The following is a 17,263-nucleotide window of genomic DNA, read 5'->3' as shown; positions in this document are numbered from 1 at the left end:
TCCACACAACCGCCCATGATCGACGGTGGCTGCACCCGTTCACACACCACACCAAGCCCCAGCTCAGCCAAGGTCAACATCCCCGGCTGGAGTACTAGCCTTGGTGCTTTTCGATGACGCTCAACGCCCGTTACCCGCCTGTGTTCCGCCGTGATCGTGGCTGAGCTTCGAGGTGCCACCCACTCCCGCCTTGCGGGGTGGTTGAACGGGCGCTGGCAAACCCACAAAGCGACGCGCTGCCTGAAACGCCGCCTCGCGGACGTCGTCTGCCGCACCATGATCCGTGACACGGAGACCTCTGTTGCCAACGCCTTGATGCAGAGAGGTGCCGTTACAGATCTTGAAAGGTCAGGTTGGATTCCGCGCGGTCGGGGCGTTCGGTAGGGTCGCTACTGTGAGTGGTGAGCCTCCGGTGCGGGTCGGGTTGCGGGTCGAGGACGTGGGCGCGGCTGCGTCGTTTTACGAAGGCTTCGGTTTCGTACCGGTCGGAACCGTGCCGGGTCGGGATGGCAAGGTGCTGATGGCTATCCTGCGCCGGGGTCCATTGCAGCTGCTGGTCGATGCGTTAGTGGGCATGCCGTTTCCCGACAGTGCGCGGGAGCGTCAGACGTTGGCAGGGCCGCGCGGTCTGGGCATGGTCATCGGCATCGAGGTAGAAGACGTTGATGAGATGGCCCGGAGTTGCCGCATCGCGGGCTGCGTGATCGGGGCTGGCCCACTGGATGCTGCGTGGGGCGAGCGGTACGTCGAGGTCGAGGACCCATACGGGTATGCCTGGAAGTTCTTTCATGTGCTGCGGGGTGGGTCATGACTGACCAAGGTTGGTGACCAGGTTGACGGCGACGGCCAGGATGCCGGTTCCGAAGGTGTACGAGAGCAGTGCGTGCCCGAGCGCGATCCGGCGCATGTGGTTACTCGTCGGTTCGTTCTCGCCCGGGGCATAGGACATGCCGACCGTGAAGGCGATGTACGCGAAGTCGGCGTACGCCGGTGGATCTTCCCGCTTGAAGTCGATGCCACCGCCGTCGTCGCGGTAGCACAGCCGGGCGTACTTCAACGCGAAGACCGTGTTCACCAGCGCCCACGCCAGGACCACCGCGATGACGCTGAGGATCACCAGCGTGACTGCCACTGCGTCATGCTGGTTCGAGGCGCGCACGAGCGCCTCGGCCACGGCGGCGAGACTGGCAACGGACGCGATCAGGATCGCCGAGTCGGTGGAACGGGAGTGCTGCTCCGCCTCGGCAAGCTGCTCGGTACGCTTCGGGCTCGCCGACCAGCAGGCCCGCCACACCCAAACGAGGATCGTGCCCGCCGCGATCGTCCAGACCACCAGCGGCGTCAGCTCCGGCGCCCCGACGAGCGCGGTGGCCGTGCCGGCGACGACACCGGCGGCCAACGACCACAGCGCACGCCTGACGGACAGCAGGCGTCCCGGCGCACGTCCCGATCGCTGCTCCACCCGTTCAGCGTTCCGGATCAACCGGGCCGGCCAGCGGAAACCCGGAGCCATCACCGGATCGGGCCGCATCGAGGGTGGGGCGGGGTGGCCGGTGTGCTGCGGGGAGGGTTCCTCATCCGCGACCGCAAGTACACCGCCGCCTTTCGATCACGCCTTCGCCGCCCGAACTCGGCGGAGATGTCTGGGGCGCAAGACGGCGGAGAGCGTGGTGCTGTCGGAACACTGAGCGCAATTCGGTCCCCCGCCGATGGCCAAACTCGGACGCCTGCCGGACGCCTGGGTCAAGTCCACCGGTAACAACGCAGCGCTCGTGAGGGCAGACCGCAGGGTCCGCGGGTACCGGGGTCCCGCGCCTCCCGGCCTGCCGGTCAAGGCGCCGATCCGATGGTGGGCAGGCCGCAGGCGCCGACGGGGCCCAGCGCCTGGGACGCTCCGGTGCGACCTCCGCGACAACCACCCTCAGTGGCTGCCCTGCACCCGCAGCGAGTACAAACCCTGGCCTCCCCAGAAACCCATAAAGGCCAACTCTGTGGGCGAAAGGTGCGTAGCGTTCAGGTGGGCCTGTGCCGAGGACCCACCCCACCGGCAGAAAGGGTATGAGATGTCGCTCGACGCGTTCCGCATCCCTGGCGGCTCCTTGGACGACTTGATCAGTCGGTTCTTCGGCGGAGACCCGTTCGCGGGACGTCCGGTGGAGCGGGTCGACCTGTCCCGGCTGCTCTCCACCGAGTCGCGGCAACTGCTGCAACGGGCAGCCGAGCAGGCTACGGAGTGGGGCAGCCCGTACCTCAATGTCGAGCACCTGCTGTGGGCCGCAGCCCAGGCCGACCCCACCCGCCGGATGCTCGGCGCGAGCGGCGCCGACCCCGACGACCTGGCCCGCCAGATAGAGTCGGCCGTCCCCAAGGGCAGGCCACGCGAGGACACGCCTCCGCTCGCGCCGGCGGCGAAGCGCGCCCTGCTCGACGCGCACCGCGAGTCGCGACGGTCCGGCGCGACGTACATCGGCCCCGAACACCTCCTGCTCGGCATCGCCGCGAACCCGGAGACGACCGCGGGCCGGGCGTTGCGGGCGCTCGGTGGGGCCGTCACCGGGCCCACGCCGCCGGCGGGCGGTGCCGACGGGCGCGGAGCCAGCAGCACCCCCACCCTTGACCAGTACGGGCGGGACCTCACCGAGGACGCCCGGGCCGGTCGGCTCGATCCGGTCGTCGGCCGTGATGACGAGATCGACGACACGATCGAAGTGCTCTCCCGGCGTACGAAGAACAATCCGGTGCTCACCGGCGAGCCGGGCGTCGGCAAGACGGCGATCGTCGAGGGCATCGCGCAGCGCATCGTCAACGACGAGGTGCCCGAAACCCTGGCCAACCGGCGTGTGGTCGCACTCGACCTGTCCGGGATGGTGGCGGGCACCAAGTACCGCGGTGAGTTCGAAGAGCGCCTGAAGAACGTGATCCAGGAGGTGACGTCGGGCGAGGACGGGCTGATCCTCTTCATCGACGAACTGCACACCGTTGTCGGCGCGGGCGGCGGTGGCGAGGGGGCGATGGATGCCGGCAACATGCTCAAGCCCGCCCTGGCCCGCGGCGAACTGCACGTGGTCGGTGCGACGACACTGAACGAGTACCGTCGCTACATCGAGAAGGATCCTGCGCTGGAGCGCCGGTTCCAGCCGATCCTGGTGTCGGAGCCGAGCGTGGAGGACACCGTCGCGATCCTCAAGGGCATACGTGACCGGTACGAGGCGCACCATCAGGTGCGCTACACGGACGAAGCGCTGGACGCCGCGGCTGAACTGTCCCACCGCTACATCACCGACCGGTTTCTGCCGGACAAGGCCATCGACCTGCTCGACCAGGCGGGGGCCCGGGTCCGGCTTCGTTCCCGCACACCCGCTCCGGACAAGAAGGAGATCGAAAGGCGGCTGTCCCAGCTGCGCCGGGAGAAGGACAGCGCGGTGGCGAACGAGGATTATCAACGCGCGGGTGCGCTGAAAGCCGAGATCGGTGCGGCAGAGCGGGATCTGGCGGCGGCGCAGGAGGGCACGCCTCCGGTGCCCGAGGTGCATATGAGCGACATCGCCGAGGTGGTCAGCCGCCGTACCGGTGTTCCCGTCACCCAGCTCACGGAGGTGGAGAAGCAGAGGCTGAGGCGCATCGAGGAGCAACTGCACGAGCGCGTGGTCGGCCAGCACGAGGCCGTACGGGCTGTGGCGGCCGCCGTACGCCGATCGCGTTCCGGGCTGAGTGACCCCCAGCGACCCGACGGGTCGTTCCTCTTCCTCGGACCCACCGGCGTCGGCAAGACTGAACTGGCCAGAGCCCTCGCCGCGGCGCTCTTCGGCGACGAGTCCAGCATGATCCGCTTCGACATGAGCGAGTTCCAGGAGCAGCACACGGTCAGCCGGCTGGTCGGAGCGCCCCCGGGCTACGTCGGGTACGAGGAGGCCGGTCAGCTCACCGAGGCGGTCCGGCGCCGGCCATACTCGGTGCTGCTCTTCGACGAGGTGGAGAAGGCGCATGCGGATGTGTTCAACGCGCTGCTGCAGGTGCTCGACGACGGTCGCCTCACCGACGCGCAGGGTCGCACGGTCGATTTCAGCAACACCATCCTGATCATGACGAGCAACATCGGCGCGGACCGCATTCTGGCCGCGCAGGCGGCAGGGCGTCCGGTCAACGACCAGCGCGAGGAACTGATGGGGCTGCTGGGGCAGCGGTTCCGGCCGGAATTCCTCAACCGGATCGACGAGATCATCGTCTTCACCGGCCTGGACCGGGACCAGCTCCTTGAGATCACCGGCCTGCTGCTGGACCGCACCCGCCGTCGGTTGCACGCACAGAACATCAACCTCGAGATCAGCCCGGACGCCACGCAGTGGCTGGCCAACCGGGGCTACCAGCCCGAGTACGGGGCGCGGCCACTGCGGCGCAGCATCCAGCGCGAGTTGGAAGACCGGCTGTCGACCCTGCTGCTCGAGGACGGGGCGAATCCGGGCGACACCATCGATGTCAATGTCGTCGGCGGCGAGCTCGACCTCTCGGTCCGGCCCGCCGCCGTACCGGCTGGCACGTGACACCCGACGAGCAGCTCGGCGAGCCGTCGCGGTGTGTCCCGGGGGCTCCACCCCGGCGAGTTGTTGCAGCAGATCATCCAAACCGCGGCCGTGCTGGGAGGGCTTGACGACGACGCCGGCGCAGGCCGGTCAGCCTGCGGGACAACCGCCCGGCCAACCCCCTGTGCCTGAAGGACGTCGCCATCGGCCCCCAATGCGTAGAAGGCGCTGCGCCGCACGGGCGGCATCCGCTGCACCCCACTGAATGACGGCACCGTGAGCGCCGGACCGGTCGACGTGACGGTCAGTCGCTGACAACCGGCCGCCATCACCGGCTGGCCGTCTGGAGGCGGCCGGTGATCGTCCTCAGGCAGCGCCGACGTCGGTGGTGAAGGTCGCGAAGGCGAGCAGGCCGGAGTAGGCGGCCAGGCCGATGGTGAACCAGGTGAAGCTGGAGTGCCTTTCGGGGGCCAGTTCGTCGACGAAAATGTTGAGCAGGATCCCGCCACCCAGGAAGGCGGTGAGCACGTTCATCAGCACGCCGGTGGGCTGGACGGCGACCGCGGTCACCCAGCCGCCAGCGGCGCCGGCGACCAGGACGAGGCGCCACCCGGTGGTGAGGCTGACCGGGAAGTGCTCGGCCAGGACGCCGTCGGTGGCCAGCACGTGCAGCCCCATGGCGACGGCGAACAGCACCGCCGGCCCGAGCCCCGCGTCCAGCTTAGTCGCCAGGGTGTACGTGATCAGGCCGCTGTACAGGGCGAAGAAGCCGAGCTGGAACCCGAAGACCAGCCGGGTGGGCTCTTGCCGGCGCTGCTGCGAGCGGTGGGTGACACGTTCCAGGGCGTAGAACGTGAAGAAGCCGACCAGCGCGACGAGGAACAGCACGAATCCGCGGGCCGGGGTGGGCCTGATCTCCTCCTCCAGGACGTGGGCCACCGCCTGGTTGCCCTCCGCGAGGCGCGGCAGCAGGTAGAGGAACACGTACGCGGCGGCGATGCCGCCACCGAGGGACGTCGCCGCGTGGGTGGGCACCGGCAGTCTCCGGCGGATGGCCGGCGCGAGAAGGTGCAGGGCTCCCAGCGCCACCGCCGCCGCCAGCGCCGCCCACAGGCTGCCCGCCCGGGTGAGCGTCACCGGGGCGGTGGGTTGCCGGCGGCCGGCTTGGAGCGCTGGAAGATGCCGAACAGCCAGAGCAGGGAGGGCGCCAGCAGCAGCGCTCCGACCGCGAGGACGGCGAGCACCGTGGCGAGCACGGTGGGATCACCGGCCGCCTCGGTGACGGTCAGGTCGGGCGGCAGCAGGTCTGGGTACTGGGCGGCGCCCCAGGCCCAGAGGACGGCCGCGACCGCGAGGGCCGCGGTCACCCGCACCGCCCGGTAGCGGCCGGTGGCGATCAGCACCAGCGACCCGAGCCCCGCGGCGAACGAGAGCAGCACCAACGCGAGCGCCCGGCCCCGAAGATCGGCGAAAAGGTCCGGCGCGTCGGCGGCGACGACGGCCAGCCCGGCCGCCGCGCCGACGCCCACCACTATGCCGGTGACCAGGGCGCGGCGGCGGAACTGGGCCACCAGGTCGGCGGCACCGGCGCGGCGCGCGTCGTGGATGAGGTAGACCGCGGCGAGGTACGCGCACACGCCGATCGCGAGCAGTCCGCCGTAGATGGAGGTGGGATTGAGCCAGCTGCGCCAGATGTCACCCTCGGCGATGCCGGGTGGGACGCGACCGGAGGCGACTGCGCCGACGATCGAGCCGAGGAAGAACGGGGTGGCCACCGAGGAGAGCGCGAAGGTGGCGCCGTAGAGGCGTTGCTCGGTGAGGGTGTGACTGGCCTTGCGGAAGGCGAAGGCCGCGCCACGACCGATGATGCCCAGGGCGGCCAGGGTCAGCGGGATGTAAAGGGTGGAGGCGAACGCGGCGAACGCGGGCGGAAAGGTGGTCCAGAACAGGGTGATCACCAGGATCAGCCAGACGTGGTTGGCCTCCCACACCGGGCCGATCGAGTGCGCGATCAGTTCCCGGCGGGCTGCGCCGCGGCGCGCCCCGCCGGCGAGGAGGTCCCAGATCCCGGCGCCGAAGTCCGCGCCGGCGAGCAGGGTGTAGAGCGTCAGACCGGCCAGCAGCACCCCGAGCAGGACGTCGACGACGGTCATCGGCCGCTGTCCACCGGTTCGGGTACGCCCTCCTGCGGAGCGACCGGCTCGTCGCGGTGGCAGGCCATCCGCCACAGAACCGCGACGGTGGCGACGGTGAGCACCGCGTAGACGGCGGCGACCAGGGCCAGGCCGGTGGCCAGGCCCGGCGCCGGATTTACCGCCTCGGCGGTGCGCAGCACGCCGTACACGATCCAGGGTTGCCGCCCGACCTCGGTGACGACCCAGCCGGCCTCGACCGCGACGGCGGCGGCGACCCCGGACAGGGCGGCGGCCCGCAGGAACCACGGCGAGCGCGGCGGACCCCGACGCCGCCACCACGCAAGCGCCCACCAGGCGGAAAGCGCTACCAGCCCGAAGCCGATGGCCACCATCAGCTGGAACGCCCACTTGACCACCGTCACCGGTGGCTCCTGATCGTCGGGCACCTGGTCCAGGCCCATGACCACGGCGTCCGGATCCCACCTGGCCAGCAGCGACAGGGCGTTGGGCACCTCGACTGCGTACCGCAGTTCCCCGTCGACGTAGACGCCGCCGAGCGAGAGCGGCGCGCCGGCCTCGGTGCGGGCCAGCCCCTCCATCGCGGCGAGCTTGGTGGGCTGGTACTCCGCGACGAAGTGCGCCGCCCAGTCGCCGACCACGACCTGCACCGGGGAGAGCACTGCAGCGACGGTGAACGGGATGGCGAAGCCGAGCCGGTGGTAGCGGTCCCGGCGGCCGCGCAGCAGGGCCACCGCGTAGACGCTGGCGATGCCGAAGCCGGTCACCATGAACGCCGCGACGATCATGTGCAGGGTCTGCGGCGGCGTCGCCGGGTTGAACATCGCCTGCCACGGCCTGACGTCGGTGACCTCGCCGGAGACCAGGTCGAAGCCGCGGGGCTGGTTCATCCAGGCGTTTGCCGACACCACGAAGAACGCGGACGCCACGCCCGCGACACAGACCGGCAGTCCGGAGAGCAGGTGCACCCGGGGTGGCACCCGGTCCCAGGCGTACAGGTAGATCCCGACGAAGATGGCCTCGACGAAGAACGCGATGCCCTCCATCGCGAACGGCAGGCCGATCACGTCGCCGAAGCGGCCCATCAGGCCGGGCCAGAGCAGCCCCATCTCGAACGACAGGATGGTCCCCGACACCGCGCCGACCGCGAACAGCACGCCCATCGCCTTGGCCCAGCGGTGCGCCAGCCGGGTGAAGGTCGGGTCCCCGGTGCGCAGACCGCGCCACTCGGCGAAGACGGTGACCGCCGGCATGCCGACGCCGAACGAGGCGATCACGATGTGCCAGCCCAGGGACAGGGCCATCTGCACCCGCGCCGCCATGAGGTCTCCCGGGGCGGCGTCCTGGGCGAGCAGGTCAACCAGCATCGGGTTCCCCACCTTCGTTGCGTGTCAGCCCTATGGTGGTCTAACGGCCCGGCTGCTGGTCGGCAACGCGAATGCCGCATCCCGGGCGCGGAATCAGGGCTTGTACTCGCTGCGGGTGCGGGGCAGCCACTGCGGGTGCTTCTCCCGCAGGTAGCGAACCATCGCCTCGCGCAGGTCGCAGCGGAGGTCCCAGGCGCTCGGCCCGTCGGCGGCGGACGCCTGGATCTGGATGACGACGGTCTGCGGGTTGGCATCGACCATCTGAAGCACCCACTGATGCCGGTCCCACAGCGGCGACGCCTCGATCAGGCGCTGCGCCTCGACGCGCAGGTCGTCCAGGTTGGCGGTGTGGTCGACGTGGATCTGGACCTTGCCGACCACCCGGGTCTCGTGTCGCGTCCAGTTCTGGAACGGGCGCTCGGTGAAGTAGGTCGTGGGCAGGATGAGCCGGCGGTCGTCCCAGAGCCGGATCACCACGTTAGTCAGTTTCACCTCCTCGACGCGACCCCACTCGCCGTCGATGACGAGCACGTCACCGATGTAGAGGCCGTCCGCGAAGGCGACCTGGATGCCGGCGAAGGCGTTGCCCAGCGCGGTCCGGGCGGACAGGCCGATCACGGCGCCGATCACACCGGCCGAGGTGAGCACCGAGATGCCGAACAGGCGTATCGGCTCGAAGGTGGTCATGATCAGACCGATCGCGACGATCGTGACCGCCGTCGAGGTCAACCGTCGCACCGGCCGGATCTGGGTGCGGGTGCGGCGGATCCGACGGTCGGCCATCACCCCGGCCGGCAGCCGGCTGAACGCCACGATCTCGGCGACGTGCAGCGCCCTGACCACCAGCAAGGCGACGCTGCCGATCAGCAGCAACAGGATGGCGTGCCGGCCCTCGCGCAGCCACCGGCCCGGCCCTCCCGGCAGCGCGGCGTAGAGGCCAGCGAGTAGCAGAACGGCGGTCGTCGGGCGGCGGCAGGCCTGGCGCAGCGGCGCCAGCAGCCATTTGTAGCGACCATGGGCGATCCGGTTGACGAGTACGCCGCTGAGCACGTCCACCAGCACGGCCGCCGCCACCGCGGCCAGCATGATCACCGCTCGGCCCATCAGCTGCCGTTCACCGCGATACCGATGGTCATTACTTCCGCTCCCGTCCGGGTCGTCCCCACGGCAGCGTGTCACGAGACGGCCGATCGCCGGGCGTACATCGCGACCGGCCGAAGTCCCCCGGCGGCCGCGGCACGCGGCGCCGCCGCCCGGGGCTCGGGTGGCGAGGAGGTCGCCCGTGATCATCCGCGCTAGCCGAATCCGCCGTGGGAGGCAAAAACCAGGCCGCGGTGCACACCTGGTACCCGGCCAAGTTCGGCGGAGGTCCGGTGGCGCCGTTGCGGACCGTCGCCGATGCCATTGCCACCTGGCCCGAGTACGCCACCGCCGTGGCCGTACGCCTCGACGCGCATGACCAGATCACGGTATGCGCGCCCCACGGCCCCGACGATCTGCTCGATGGGGTGTGGCGGCGCAACCCGGCCAGGGCCAGCGCGGAGATCTCCCGGCGGCGACTCGCCCGCCACCGCCCCACCGAACGCTGGCCTGGTGTCCGCGTCGTGATGTGACCCGGCGCTCGAAGCCCGCTGCCCGAGTCGACCTGCTAATCGCAGGGTGCCCCGTTGCGACATGTGAGTGCGTCTAAGGATGTCTCGTAACTCGGTGATGGCGTTGCCGCGCAACGGTTCCTGGATCAGCCGGCCAGGATGATGTTGTGGAGGTGGGCGATGCCGGATGCGGTGTCGGCCAATGTGTGGGCGGCGCGGCGGTAGTCGCGCAGGATCTTGAAGCATTTCATGCGGGCCAGGGCGTGTTCGACCTGCGCTCGGACCGAGCGATCCTGCTTGTTCAGGTCCGCCTTCCACTCGGGCAGATCACTGCCGTCAGCGGGCTTGCGGTACGGGATGATTACCTCAGGATTGCCGCGGTAGGCGCCGTCTGCCATGACCGGTCGGCCGGCCAGCTTTTAGAACTCCTAACCCCGATGATTCGCCGGTGACGGCCGCTTGTTCGACCAGGCCCGCAGCTATCGACCAATGTTGATGGAGTGCGTGGTCTGGGCGGGGGCGGCGGCGAGGTGCGTCTGTGGCAGCACCACGACGTGCTGACCTGCCAGGTCAGCGACAACGGGCCCGGGCTGGGCGAGATTGCCGTCGCGCTGCCGTCGCCTGATGGTTTCCGAGCGTCGGCAAGGTGTGACGCATCAGCTGACCGGCCACAGCCCTGGCCCGGTATGCGGTGACCAGGCGATCATGGCCGGAAAGCAGGCCCGGATGGCGCGCCCAGCTACCCAACGGCTGTCGAGACGGCACAGCGCAGCAGAGGAGTGGTATGTCTGACGAGCTCGGCGTGACAGGCACTCCCGCGTTCGTGCGCGGCTCACCGTGTGACGTCGCGGTGATCGGAGCGGGCATGGTCGGCTTGTCCACGGCCTGGTTCCTGCAGGAAGCCGGCGCACGGGTGACGGTCTACGAGCGTCATCACGCTGGCGCCGGCTCGTCGTGGGGCAACGCCGGCTGGCTGACCCCGGGGCTGACCGCCCCACTGCCGGAACCTGCGGTGCTGCGTTACGGTCTACGCGCGGTGCTCAGCGCCCGATCCCCGGTGTACCTGCCGCTGCGGGCCGACCGTGACCTGTGGCGTTTCCTGCTGTCGTTCGTGTTCTACAGCACCGCCCGGCGGTGGCGACGGGGCATGGCCGCCTACGTCCCCCTCAACGAGCGCTGCCTGGATGCCTTCGATGCCCTCGCGGCCGGCGGTGTGAGCGCCGTGACGACGCCGGCGGAACCCTTCCTGGCCTGCTTTGCCCGCGAGCGTGACAGCCGTGGGCTGCTGGACGAGCTGGAACAGATGGGCGACGCCGGTCAGGACGTCACCTTCCGCCCGGTGACCGGACAGGTGGTCCGATCGATGGAGCCCGTTCTGAGCGACCGGGTCGGTGCCGCCGTCCAGATTTTCGGGCAGCGGTACCTGAACCCTTCCGAGTTCATCCCGTCGCTGGCGGATGCGGTCCGGGCCCGCGGCGGCCGCATCCTCGACAACAGCGAGGTGACCGGTCTGCAGCCGGCAACCACGGACGTCCGCGTCACCGGCCCATTCGGGCAGCAGCGCCGCCATGACGCTGTGGTCATCGCCACCGGAGCGGCCTTCGGTGAGCTGGCGGCACGCTTCGGCGTACGTCGCCCGGTGCAGGCCGGGCGCGGCTACAGCTTCAGCGTGCCTGTCGAACGGATGCCCGCCGGCCCGCTGTACTTCCCGGCGCAGCGGGTCGCCTGTACTCCGTTGGGCAGCCGGTTGCGGGTAGCCGGGATGATGGAGTTCCGCCGGCCCGCCGACGAGTTGGACCCGCGACGCATCACCGCCGTCGTCGACGCGGTGCGGCCGTTGCTCAACGGGGTGAACCTTGATGACCGTCGCGACGAGTGGGTCGGTTCCCGGCCGTGCACTCCTGACGGCCTGCCGTTGATCGGCGCGACCGCCGCGCCGCGGGTGTTCGTCGCCGGTGGCCATGGCATGTGGGGCATCGTCCTGGGGCCGATCACCGGACAGTTGGTGGCCCAAGCGGTGCTCAAGGGTGAGGTGCCCGCGGAGCTGGCGCCGTTCGACCCGCTGCGCTAGCGGGTGCGTCAGCGCTGCCGAAGCCCCTGCCGAACGTCCGGAACGATCAATTCAAGGTGGTCCGATGCTGGTGGCGAGCTCTCGCTCGCACACCGTCACTGCGTTGGCGGCGTTCAAAGCTGTCCATCTCACGGCCCCGCGGCCGATCGCCGCAGTTTCCGACGGTTGCTCCTCGAGCAGGACGGCGACTGGGCAACGCAGCCCGCAGCCGTCGGGTCGAGACCCACGGCGAGCGAGGTAGTTCACGACACCCACCGATCGCCAGGGCGAAGCCGTTCGAGCTTCCGCCCTCTTGCTTCCCGAAGCACTTTCGGCCTCCCGACCAAAAAGCGGTACATGAGCGTCGACATCGAAGTATCCGATCAGGGCTGGCTCGCCGGCCTCCGTGCGTCGCTGAGCGAGGACTTCGCCGCCCAGACGACCGGCTCAAGGAACTGACGGAGATCTCGGCCGACACCGGCGACCCCGGCGAAGCACACAACCGGGCGGCACTGGTGACGGCCACCCGGCACAACCTCGAACAGATCACCGGTGCGCTGCGACGCATCGCCGAGGGCAGCTACGGCCGCTGCGAGAAATGCGGCGGCCTCATCCCCGCCGAACGGCTCGAAGTGCTACCGCATACCCGGTTCTGCGTCCCCTTCCAGCAGAAACACAAGGGCTGACGGAATGCCGCGGCAGCGGCCGCGCCGGCCTCGTCGCCGGCGCGGCCGCTGATCATGGCAGCACTCAGCCCCGTCACCCGGCAGCCGGATGGCGGGGCTGCCGAGTGGTTGTGACATCCACGTCGATGACGTCCAGGATGCCCAGCAGTCCCGCCAACGCGATCGCCTCGCTACGCGAGAGGGTCAGGCTGCAGGTGGCATCGGGATCGTCGCTGACGCCGTGGATCAGCTCGCGTCGACCGCCGGCGTAGTGGGTGACAACGCCGACCCGATGACCGGTGACGGTGGTGAATGCGTGGCACTCTCCGATGCCCGGCAGCGGTGTGAATTCGACGTCCATGACAAACTCCGGAAGAAGACGACCGCAACCGCGGCCGGGAAGTGGATACGGATGCGGGACCGGCCCACGTCAGTTCGTGAGTAGCCGGCGCAGGCCGGTGAGCGTGGCCAGCGGCGGTTCGGCGGGCATCGTGATGGAGCGGCCGGTCAGCGCGGCCAACCTCGCGGCGGCTCCGGCGGCGGTCGCACCACCACCGGTGAGCAGCAGCCGCCGCTGACCACCCCGCGGACGGTCGAGACGGCGCACACAGTCGGCGATCGCCGGGATCCGGTCGACGGATCCGGCGTCATCGACACGCTCCGCCGCGACGATGCTGCGGTCACAGATGCGTGCCACTTCGGTACGTCCGGATCCGATGTCCACCACGACCACGTCACCGCCCGGGTCAGGACGGCAGGCCAGAGCAGCCGCGAGTGGCTCCTCCACTGCATTGACCCGTCCACCGACGGCACGGCGGACCGCGGCGACAAGCACGTTGCGCTGGCGCAGGGTCGCGGTCGCCGGCACACCGACCAGTACGGGATAGGCGGTGTCGGAAGGTAGGCGGAGATCGGCGGTCAGCAACCGGAGCAGGTGCACGCAGGCGAAGAAGTCGCGCACCACGCCGTTGCGCACCGGCCACGTGGCGGTCACACCGCGGGTCTGAGCGGTCAGCGCGGCTCGTCCGGCCACGTGCCGGTCGGTGCTGGGGCGGCAGAGCACCGTCGGTTCAGTGATCACCGTTCCAGCCTGCGGCGTCCACAGCCGGACGGTGGACGTTCCGAGGTCAAGGGCAAGGCACGACTGTACGCCCGGACGAGCGTAGGCGCCGGCGGTCAGCATGTCGTCCACCCGGGTACGTCGGGGACCAGGTGTCGAGGGCTAACGAAGGGAAGCGACGTCGCCGGCAGGTCAATGGGCATGCAGAAGCGAAAGTCATGAATGAAGGGTGGCATGGTGCTCCCAGCCAAGGGGCAGCGTCGTGTCCGACGCCGCGCAACGGGCGGCTTCAGGCGGTGAGCGTCCACGTCGGCGGGGCCCGGTCCGCCGACCACGCCGGTACACAGCCCGGGACCGCACAGCGGGTCAGCCGGAAGACGATGCACAACCCGATGTCCCGGGCGGTGGACACGACCAACACCAGCACAGCCCAGACGAGCAACGTCGGCACCGCAACTCGCCGGCCGACGCCCCCGAAGCCGCGCCCGTCATCCATGTCGGCCACCATAGCCGTCCAGAACAGGAAGGGCCACGACAGCACTCAAGCGGTCGACCGAGGTCTCGGTCATCCGGCCCGCACCGCAGCCAGTGACCGCGGGCCGGTTGCCGGGCATCGGCAACGAGCGCGACGAAGTTGCGCCGGATCCGACCGCTTTCACTGAGCTGTTCAGCGGCGACGACGGGATTCGGTAAACGCTTGTATCAATGGAAGTGATCGGTGTAACCGTGCCCGCGAACGTCCTCTCGTCCGACCAGCGCGCTGCCGGTATGTGTCGCTCTGCCCCGCAGACCGCGGTCGCGATTGGCCTCGGCAGCAGCTCGATCGGCGTCTGGGCGGCGCACCGCGGCACCATCAGCGCGCCGTGCGGGGACGCGTCTACCTCCGCCGGTTCTCTGATCCGGCGCGGCTGTATCGTCGACGCCGACGGCTGCGTGATCCTGCTGTCCCACTTGATCCGCCTTTTCAGCGAACCGGTGCCTCCGGCGGTGTCGTCGCGGCCTGCCGCCCGGTCCTAGCCGGCGAACACGACCAGACCGTGATGCGCCGCGTCGTCGAGACGGTCCTCGCACCCTCCCGCCTGGTGTTCATCGACACCGTGCGCGCCGCCGCGATCGGCTCGGGAGCAGCCGGCAGCCTGCTGGTCACCGACGTCGGAGCCCAGCTGACCGAGGTCGCCCTGCTGCACCACAGGCGGGTCGCAGCACGGCCGTGATCTCCGGAACCGACCCCCCGGCGGCGAAGCACGCCAACCGCCTGCCGCCGTACCGCCTCACACTCGCCCACCGCGCGGACAACCCACCTCATCGAAATGCCCCATCACCCGGGCCCGCGGTGATTAACGGTGACGACCACGCTGACAGGCCGAGTTGCAATGAACGAGTTGACCTTTCAAGATCCAGAACGGACCGTCCAGCGGTAACGGCGTTCCGGCCGTCCGGTGTTTCCGTACCTGAGTGTTACTGCGGCCCGGCCGACTACGGCGAAGTGTTCGAGGTAACGGCGGGCACTGACTCGGGAGATGCCGATCTGATGCGCACACTCGGCGGCGGAGAGGGTTCCCGCTTGCTTCCGGAGGATCTCCTCCACCAGTCCGGCAGTCTCTGGGCTGAGGCCGCGGGGGAGAGCGGACGAGCCGGTGATCGGGCTGCTCGACGTGAGCGCCCGGTCGATATCCCCCTGGTCGCAGACCATGCTCTTCGAGAGAGTGCTGCGCCGCGCGGCATACTGCTCGAGCCTGCCCCGCAGTTCCTCGAAGCTGAATGGTTTGAGAAGGTAGTTGACCGCGCCGTACCGCACCGCCCGGCGTACATTGTCGCTCTCCCGGGCAGCGCTGATAACGAGGACATCGCAGTCATGCCCGGCGGTGTGCAGCCTGGCGACCACGTCGAGGCCGAACATGTCCGGAAGGTACAAGTCGAGCAGCACCAGGTCTGGGCGCAACTGCTCCACCGCGGCGATTGCCTCTTCCCCGGTGCTCGCGGTTGCCACGACCCGGAAGTCTTCGAGCCGTTCGACGAAACCGCGATGGATCCGGGCCACCCTGAAGTCATCATCAACGATCAGCACGTCGATCACGGCCCTGCCTCCAGCGGCGCTACCGACATTCGCGCGGTGAACATCGCGCCCTCCTCGGTGTTCGTCACTGCGACCTCACCACCGCGGCGGTGACAGACCATGCGGGTGAGCGCGAGGCCGATACCCCGTTCACCGCCCTCTGCCGCTTTCGTCGTGAAACCGTGGGCGAACACTTCCTGCGCCAGTCGGGGAGCGATCCCCGGCCCCGAGTCGCGGACGACGATTTCGATCGATGCGGAATCCTGACGCAACTCGACTTCTACCCACTGGTTTCCGGCGCCCGGCCTGCCGTTGATGTCCGGGCAGGCGCCCGAGTCCGCGGGGGAGACATTCCGGCCTCCTGCGACGGCTTCGACGGCGTTGTCCACGAGGTTGCCCAACACCGTACCCACATCGGCTGATACCGCCATGTCCAGCCGGCCCAACCTGGTCCGCTCAGAGATCCGCAGTTCCACGCGGCGCTCGGCGGCGACCGCCGATTTGGCCGTGAGCAGAGCTGCCACCGCAGTGTCGTGGATCCGGCTCGTCACCGCGAGGTCCAGGGAGGCGCGATGCCGGCTGAGCGCCTCGACATACCGGACCACCTCCTCGTGCTCACCGATCTGGATCAGCCCGGAGATGGTGTGCAGCTGATTCGCGAACTCGTGTGTCTGTGCGCGCAGCGACTCAGTGGTACTGCGAAAGGAACCGATCTCCTGCTCCAGGCGGGCCAGCTCGGTCCGGTCCCGCAGTGTGGTGACCGAGCCGAGCCGCCGGCCGTCCTTGTTCACCCTCATCCGGCTCATCACGAGCACCCGGCCGCCCCGCACCACGACCTGGTCCCGCGTCTCCCGCGCGCTGCCCGCCCCCGTGAGTACGTCGCGTAGCCGGCCCTCGATCCGTAGCTCCGACAGGCTGCGGCCGAGGCAATGTTCGGGCAGGTCGAGCAATCGGCGGCCGACAGAGTTGACCAGCGTGACCCGGTGTTGCGGATCGAGCGCGATGACCCCTTCGGCTAGGCCGTGCAGCAGCGCTTCCCGGTGCTCTGCCAGACCGGCGATCTCCCGCGGTTCGAGGCCGAGGGTCTGCCGCTTGATGCGCCGGGCCAGCAGCCATGATCCGAGCACTCCGAGGGCGCTGGCTATGCCGAGGTAGGTGAAGAGGTAGGACGAAGCGCCGACCAGCCGTTGCCACCAGGACGGAAGTGCCTCGCCGACCATCACCACGCCCAGATGCCGCCCGAGGTTCTCCTTCTTGCGGTCGCCCAGGACCGGCACCTGCGCCACCAGCTCGCGTGCCCCGCCCACCGCCAGCTCACCGAACCAGCTCCGACCGCCGGCGACCCTCGGATCACCGAGCACCATGAGGCTGCCGACAAGCGTTGGGTTGGTGGAGGTGACTATCTGTCCGCTGTCATCGGCGACGCTGACGGTGGTCACGTTTGCCTGAACCGGCAGGTTCTGCACCAGGGACGCGATCGTCTCCCCGGGCGCCGGCCGGTCGAGGCGGTCCCGTAGCAGCGGGTTCCCGGCGAGTTGTTCGCCGAGGGCAGCAACACGGCGGCCTTCGACCCGGTTGAAGGTGGCCGCCGACTGCGCCAGCGACACGGCCGCCACCGCTGCGAGCACCACGACGATGATCGCGAGTTGGAGAGCGAGCAACTGCCCGGCGAGCGTACGACGCCGAGGCATGACCGCGACCACAACGACCTCAACTTCCGCTGGTGACACAAGGCAGACGGGGACCCTGCGTCGGGGTCATCATCTTGCCGCCGGTCTGAATCGAAACGGAAGAGAAACA

17 protein-coding genes and 1 pseudogene are annotated in these 17,263 nt (G+C 69.5%); 7 read left to right on the top strand and 11 right to left on the bottom strand.

All coding sequences use genetic code 11. The annotated features are described in order from the left end of the window. The first annotated feature begins 394 nt into the window (after nt 1-394). A complete protein-coding gene (locus IF06_RS0129765) occupies nt 395-811 on the top strand; it encodes a VOC family protein (RefSeq protein ID WP_051611529.1) in 417 nt (138 codons plus the stop codon). Here IF06_RS0129765 and IF06_RS0129760 read toward each other — a convergent pair. Next, nucleotides 806-1,462 carry a DUF1345 domain-containing protein gene (locus IF06_RS0129760; protein WP_230650317.1) on the bottom strand — a complete coding sequence of 219 codons (657 nt, stop codon included), beginning with the start codon at nt 1,460-1,462 and terminating at the stop codon, nt 806-808. The two genes, IF06_RS0129765 and IF06_RS0129760, sit on opposite strands and share 6 nt — an antisense overlap. A gap of 601 nt (nt 1,463-2,063) precedes the next feature. Here IF06_RS0129760 and IF06_RS0129755 point away from each other — a divergent pair. Beyond that, nucleotides 2,064-4,541, top strand: a complete 2,478-nt coding sequence (locus IF06_RS0129755; RefSeq protein WP_030275004.1) for an ATP-dependent Clp protease ATP-binding subunit — start codon at nt 2,064-2,066, stop codon at nt 4,539-4,541. A gap of 345 nt (nt 4,542-4,886) precedes the next feature. On the opposite strand, the gene IF06_RS0129750 is transcribed toward IF06_RS0129755, so the two are convergent. The 4 genes from IF06_RS0129750 to IF06_RS0129735 form a co-directional block, all read right to left on the bottom strand. Next, nucleotides 4,887-5,657: a hypothetical protein gene (locus IF06_RS0129750; protein ID WP_030275002.1), complete on the bottom strand. Its 771-nt coding sequence runs from the start codon at nt 5,655-5,657 to the stop codon at nt 4,887-4,889. Beyond that, on the bottom strand, nt 5,654-6,673 hold the full coding sequence (locus IF06_RS0129745) for a cytochrome d ubiquinol oxidase subunit II (protein WP_030275000.1): 1,020 nt from the start codon (nt 6,671-6,673) through the stop codon (nt 5,654-5,656). The genes IF06_RS0129750 and IF06_RS0129745 overlap by 4 nt, the downstream gene beginning before the upstream one ends. Further along, nucleotides 6,670-8,040, bottom strand: coding sequence for a cytochrome ubiquinol oxidase subunit I (locus IF06_RS0129740; RefSeq protein ID WP_091331579.1), 1,371 nt, complete (start codon nt 8,038-8,040; stop codon nt 6,670-6,672). The genes IF06_RS0129745 and IF06_RS0129740 overlap by 4 nt, the downstream gene beginning before the upstream one ends. A gap of 93 nt (nt 8,041-8,133) precedes the next feature. Continuing rightward, on the bottom strand, nt 8,134-9,144 hold the full coding sequence (locus IF06_RS0129735; protein ID WP_030274996.1) for a mechanosensitive ion channel family protein: 1,011 nt from the start codon (nt 9,142-9,144) through the stop codon (nt 8,134-8,136). A gap of 206 nt (nt 9,145-9,350) precedes the next feature. On the opposite strand from IF06_RS0129735, the gene IF06_RS0129730 reads away from it, so the two are divergent. Further along, nucleotides 9,351-9,653 (top strand): nucleotidyltransferase family protein, encoded by a 303-nt coding sequence (locus IF06_RS0129730; protein WP_082931039.1) that lies wholly within the window; start codon nt 9,351-9,353, stop codon nt 9,651-9,653. Between the two features lie 125 nt (nt 9,654-9,778). Here IF06_RS0129730 and IF06_RS0129725 read toward each other — a convergent pair. Then, nucleotides 9,779-10,048, bottom strand: a pseudogene (locus IF06_RS0129725) (transposase family protein); the annotation flags it as partial. 368 nt (nt 10,049-10,416) lie between these two features. Here IF06_RS0129725 and IF06_RS0129720 point away from each other — a divergent pair. Then, nucleotides 10,417-11,703, top strand: a complete 1,287-nt coding sequence (locus tag IF06_RS0129720) for an NAD(P)/FAD-dependent oxidoreductase (RefSeq protein WP_036311788.1) — start codon at nt 10,417-10,419, stop codon at nt 11,701-11,703. A gap of 494 nt (nt 11,704-12,197) precedes the next feature. Then, nucleotides 12,198-12,368, top strand: a complete 171-nt coding sequence (locus IF06_RS34500) for a TraR/DksA family transcriptional regulator (RefSeq protein ID WP_230650302.1) — start codon at nt 12,198-12,200, stop codon at nt 12,366-12,368. Between the two features lie 73 nt (nt 12,369-12,441). Here the strand turns inward: IF06_RS34500 and IF06_RS0129710 are convergent, their stop codons facing one another. The 3 genes from IF06_RS0129710 to IF06_RS0129700 form a co-directional block, all read right to left on the bottom strand. Beyond that, nucleotides 12,442-12,708, bottom strand: coding sequence for a hypothetical protein (locus IF06_RS0129710; RefSeq protein ID WP_030274987.1), 267 nt, complete (start codon nt 12,706-12,708; stop codon nt 12,442-12,444). A gap of 69 nt (nt 12,709-12,777) precedes the next feature. Next, nucleotides 12,778-13,530: a rod shape-determining protein gene (locus IF06_RS0129705; protein ID WP_262419303.1), complete on the bottom strand. Its 753-nt coding sequence runs from the start codon at nt 13,528-13,530 to the stop codon at nt 12,778-12,780. Between the two features lie 166 nt (nt 13,531-13,696). Next, entirely contained in the window at nt 13,697-13,903 is a 207-nt protein-coding gene (locus IF06_RS0129700) for a hypothetical protein (protein WP_223201179.1), read from the bottom strand. A 209-nt stretch (nt 13,904-14,112) separates the two neighbouring features. Here IF06_RS0129700 and IF06_RS32905 point away from each other — a divergent pair, with 209 nt between their 5' ends. Next, entirely contained in the window at nt 14,113-14,424 is a 312-nt protein-coding gene (locus tag IF06_RS32905; RefSeq protein ID WP_051611147.1) for a hypothetical protein, read from the top strand. 23 nt (nt 14,425-14,447) lie between these two features. After that, nucleotides 14,448-14,621, top strand: a complete 174-nt coding sequence (locus IF06_RS33740) for a hypothetical protein (protein WP_157539094.1) — start codon at nt 14,448-14,450, stop codon at nt 14,619-14,621. A gap of 176 nt (nt 14,622-14,797) precedes the next feature. On the opposite strand, the gene IF06_RS0129685 is transcribed toward IF06_RS33740, so the two are convergent. Both IF06_RS0129685 and IF06_RS0129680 read right to left on the bottom strand, forming a co-directional pair. After that, on the bottom strand, nt 14,798-15,484 hold the full coding sequence (locus IF06_RS0129685; RefSeq protein ID WP_013476175.1) for a response regulator: 687 nt from the start codon (nt 15,482-15,484) through the stop codon (nt 14,798-14,800). After that, nucleotides 15,481-17,166 carry a sensor histidine kinase gene (locus IF06_RS0129680; RefSeq protein ID WP_143025384.1) on the bottom strand — a complete coding sequence of 562 codons (1,686 nt, stop codon included), beginning with the start codon at nt 17,164-17,166 and terminating at the stop codon, nt 15,481-15,483. Before IF06_RS0129680 ends, IF06_RS0129685 begins: the two co-directional genes overlap by 4 nt. Between the last annotated feature and the right edge of the window lie 97 nt (nt 17,167-17,263).

This window comes from Micromonospora globosa (genome assembly GCF_000717585.1).
In the GTDB taxonomy this organism is placed as follows: domain Bacteria; phylum Actinomycetota; class Actinomycetes; order Mycobacteriales; family Micromonosporaceae; genus Micromonospora; species Micromonospora aurantiaca.
The sequence above is the reverse complement of the archived record's forward strand: the minus strand, read 5'-3'. Positions and strand labels throughout refer to the sequence as shown.